Below are 3,826 nucleotides of genomic sequence, written 5' to 3'. Positions count from 1 at the left end.
CGTGCGAATCGGTAATCGCCCTGCCTACAGACGCGCAATGGAGAAAAGCGATCCGGGCTTGCCGCTTTTGCTGACCTGATTTCCACGTCGCGTGCTTCCGGTTTTGGCCCATCGCGATCGGCGGATTCTTCTTGAAACGCTGGTTGAAGCGTTTGGTGAAGGCGCGTGTCTGGTCGTTCAATATCCCAATAGAAGGTCTCGGTGAAATTGAGACCCTGCGCGACGTTCAGTCCAAGCGAGTTGACGTCGGTGATGAACATCAACATGCCCGCCAGTTTCTGTCCGCCCGCGACGATGCCGAATTCAGCTGCCTGCTTGATGGCGTTGGTAGTATCGCCGCCGGCATTGGCAAGGCCGACAATTTTTGCCTTCGAGTTTTGCGCTTGCAGCAGGAACGAGGAGAAGTCGGCATTGTTCAGCGGATGCTTGACGCTGCCCAATATCTTGCCGCCATTGGCCACGATCACCGCGCTGGTGTCGCGCTCAAGGGCGTGCCCGAATGCGTAGTCAGCGGTCAGGAAGAACCAGGTATCGCCACCCGACTTCACCAGCGCCTTGCCGGTGCCCCCCGATTTGATTTCCCCGGGAGTATTATGTCCGGCCTTCGCCGTGCCGCCCAGGGCGTTTCGAACTTCCAGACGGACGCGGCAAAATGCCCGGCGTCAGCGAAAGTAGTACCGGAAAGCCGTATAGACGATCGCCAGACAGACGAAGATCAGTGCGACGGGAAGTTTTGGCTTGGCTTGCTGCCCACCAGCCGGCTTCGCTCGTTGCGGAGGCGGGCGTTTGAAGGCTGTGACGTTGCCGCTGGTTTGAACTGTCTCGGCCGGACGGGGTTTAACCTCGGGAGCCTCGCCCGCGCCGCCCATCTCCGCGTAATAACTCTGATAGATGAGCTGGATGACCACCTCGGAGGCCACGGCTTCGCGCTCTTCCTTCAGTAGCGTCTTGTACTTGTCGAGGAAGACTTGGGCCGCGGGGGGCAGGGAGGAGGCGCCGTTGAGCTTTGCCATCATGGTCCAGGTTGCGAAATCGGCTCTTGCCCTCGTATCGGCGCGTCGCGCGATCATCATGTTGGCTGCTTTGATCAAAATGGCCTCTGCTTCCTTGCGGCGCGGGTCTTGCGGCTGGCTGAGCCGAAGTCTGGGACTGGATCGGTTATGCGTTGCCGGTGACGATCAGAACCAGCCGGATCACAAAGCCGGTCGTGGTTCGCAATATCGCCGAAATAACATCAAGATTTAGACCGAACTGCGAACCGGCGAGTGGCAGCAGGATCAAAAGTCCGATCAGGATCAACATCCCGAACGGTTCCAACCGAGAAAGCGGCAAGGCCAGTACCCTCGGCAACAGCCCGACCGCGACACGCCCGCCGTCGAGAGGCGGGATCGGCATCATGTTAAAGATCGCAAGGATCACATTGATCACAAGCGCGTTTTTCAGATTATCGAAAAGCCATTGCGCGGCATTGGCGGGCAGCAAACCCACGCCATGGATCGCGGATGCGGCGACCAGCGCCAGCACGATATTGGTGGCAGGACCCGCCAACGCCACCAGGACCATGCCGATCCGCGGATTGCGAAGCGCGCGAAAATTCACCGGCACCGGCTTAGCGTAGCCGAATAGAAACGGCGAATGCGACATCAAAAGGATCGCCGGCATGATCAGCGTGCCGAAGGGATCGATGTGCCGGATCGGATTGAAACTGACGCGGCCGAGTTTGTAGGCCGTGTCGTCGCCGAGGCGATGCGCGACAAAGCCGTGCGCCGCCTCGTGGAAGGTAATGGCGATGACGAGCGGCAAGACCCAGACGGAAAGGTCGTAGAGGGTGATGTTCACGGATGTCCTGACCGGTTTGAAGGCGGTCAGGCTACCACCTTTTGCCGCTATTCCGACCCCGGCCGCCCGGGCAACCCCTCTGGCCGCCGATATGGTTAGTAGTTAATAGGTCGCCCGGCCACCGGAAATGTCGAATACCGCGCCGGTGGAGAACGAGCAGTCTTCCGAGGCGAGCCAGGCCGCAAGCGCGGCCAGTTCTTCGACCAGGACGAAGCGGTTCTTCGGTATCTTCGACAGCATGAAGTCGATGTGTTGCTGCGTCATCTGATCGAAGATTGCGGTCTTGGCCGCAGCCGGCGTCACCGCATTGACCACGATGTCGTAGGCGGCGAGTTCCTTGCCGAGCGATTTCGTCAGCGCGATCAGGCCGGCCTTCGAGGCCGAATAATGCGCGGCGTTGGGATTGCCTTCTTTGCCGGCGATGGAGGCGATGTTGACGATGCGGCCGTATTCCTGTTTCACCATCGAAGGCACGATCGCCTTGCAGCAGATAAACGGACCGTCGAGATTGATGCGCAGCACCTTGCGCCATTCCTCGAGATCGGTTTCCCACACCGTTTTGTTGATCCCGGCGATCCCGGCATTGTTGACCAAGATGTCGATCTTGCCGAAGGCTTTCAGCGTCTCGTCACGCGTTTTCTCAACCGCCGCAAGGTCGGTTACGTCGACCTTGAACGCGCTGACGCCGGCGCCGATTTCCCTGGCCGTCTTCTCGGCCAGCGGTTGATCGTGGTCCCAGATCGCGACCTTGGCGCCGGAGGCGACGAAACGCTCGGCGATCGCGCGGCCAAAGCCCTGCGCGCCGCCGGTGACGACCGCGCAACGGCCATTCAGGTCGATCTTGTTCATAGTTACGTTCCCTCGGGTCTAGGTTTAATTTCTGTCATTCCGGGACGGTCCGAGGCGACAAAATTGATACCCAATCTTGCGCCGAGGACCAGACCCGGAATCTCGAGGTTCTCTGATGTGCAATAGCACATCATGGTTCGCGCTTCGCGCGCCCGGAACGACGTTACAGCGTCCAGCCGCCATCGATGATGTGCGCGACGCCGGTGGTAAACGCGCTTTCGTCGCTGGCGAGATAGACCGCGAGCAAAGCAATTTCCTCCGCCGTGCCGAGCCGTCCCATCGGTTGCCGGGAAACGAACATCTCGCGTCCGCCGGGACCTGCGGCGGCGGCGCGGTTAAGCATCGAGGGCGTCTCGATGGTGCCGGGGCAAATGCAATTGCAGCGAATGCCCTTGGTGATGAAATCGGCTGCGACCGCGCGGGTCAGCGCGGCGACTGCGGCCTTGGTCGCGCCATAGACGTAGCGATTCGGCGCGGCCTTGAAGACGCCGGCGGCGGATGAAATGTTCACGATCGAGCCGCGACCGCGCTCCAGCATGCTGGGCAGGAAGCTGCGGATCGTCCGGTGCATCGACTTGACGTTGAGGTCGAAGGAGAAGTCCCAGTCTTCGTCGGAGCAATCGAGCACCGTGCCGTGATGCACGAAGCCGGCGGCGTTCAAAAGAATATCGATTCCGCCGACGCGCTTGGCGAGCGCCGCGACCGCCGCGCTGTCGCGCGCATCAAGCCGCGCGACATCCTTGACGCCTTCCTTGGCGAGATCAGCCAGTCCCTTTTCGTCGATGTCGGTGGCAAAGACGCTGGCGCCCTCGCGCGCAAAGGCGATCGCCGAAGCGCGCCCGATGCCGGCCGCTGCCGCGGTGACGAAGGCGCGTTTGCCTTTCAGTCGATCTGACATGTTCTTCTCCCTTTATTTTTGTCATTGCGAGGAGCAAAGCGGCGAAGATCCAGACCTTTTTCTTGATGCTGGATTGCTTTGCGGAGTTTATCAACGGGCGCGCATTCGCGCGACCCGTTGGCTCGCAATGACGGCTAACGGTCAGTGATTGTCCCTGGCCACGCCGACCTTGCCGGCGATGTCGTGGTAACGTGTGGCGAGCTCCATGCAGGCGCCGGTCGCATGCTGGCCGACGGTCGA

At 60.6% G+C, this 3,826-nt stretch carries 4 protein-coding genes and 1 pseudogene; all 5 read right to left on the bottom strand.

The annotated features are described in order from the left end of the window. Positions 1–121: 121 nt before the first annotated feature. Positions 122–572, bottom strand: a pseudogene (locus WB528_RS26215) (ABC transporter substrate-binding protein); the annotation flags it as partial. Between the two features lie 90 nt (positions 573–662). After that, a complete protein-coding gene (locus WB528_RS26210) occupies positions 663–1,073 on the bottom strand; it encodes a hypothetical protein (protein ID WP_423892185.1) in 411 nt (136 codons plus the stop codon). A gap of 85 nt (positions 1,074–1,158) precedes the next feature. Further along, the gene (locus WB528_RS26205; RefSeq protein ID WP_423892183.1) at positions 1,159–1,839 is read right to left on the bottom strand and encodes a site-2 protease family protein; all 681 of its coding nucleotides are present in this window, start codon (positions 1,837–1,839) and stop codon (positions 1,159–1,161) included. A gap of 102 nt (positions 1,840–1,941) precedes the next feature. Next, positions 1,942–2,688 (bottom strand): SDR family NAD(P)-dependent oxidoreductase, encoded by a 747-nt coding sequence (locus tag WB528_RS26200; RefSeq protein WP_423892181.1) that lies wholly within the window; start codon positions 2,686–2,688, stop codon positions 1,942–1,944. A 163-nt stretch (positions 2,689–2,851) separates the two neighbouring features. Beyond that, a complete protein-coding gene (locus WB528_RS26195; RefSeq protein WP_423892180.1) occupies positions 2,852–3,586 on the bottom strand; it encodes an SDR family oxidoreductase in 735 nt (244 codons plus the stop codon). Positions 3,587–3,826: the final 240 nt, after the last annotated feature.

Origin of the sequence: Bradyrhizobium sp. (assembly GCF_049586575.1) — a bacterium.
Classification (GTDB): Bacteria; Pseudomonadota; Alphaproteobacteria; order Rhizobiales; family Xanthobacteraceae; genus Bradyrhizobium.
This window is presented reverse-complemented; position numbering and strand designations above follow the sequence as displayed.

Coding starts and splice junctions, on each gene's coding strand:
- WB528_RS26210 (WP_423892185.1), bottom strand. CDS start 1,073: ATGATGATCGCGCGACGCGCCGATACGAGGGCAAGAGCCGATTTCGCA.
- WB528_RS26200 (WP_423892181.1), bottom strand. CDS start 2,688: ATGAACAAGATCGACCTGAATGGCCGTTGCGCGGTCGTCACCGGCGGC.
- WB528_RS26195 (WP_423892180.1), bottom strand. CDS start 3,586: ATGTCAGATCGACTGAAAGGCAAACGCGCCTTCGTCACCGCGGCAGCG.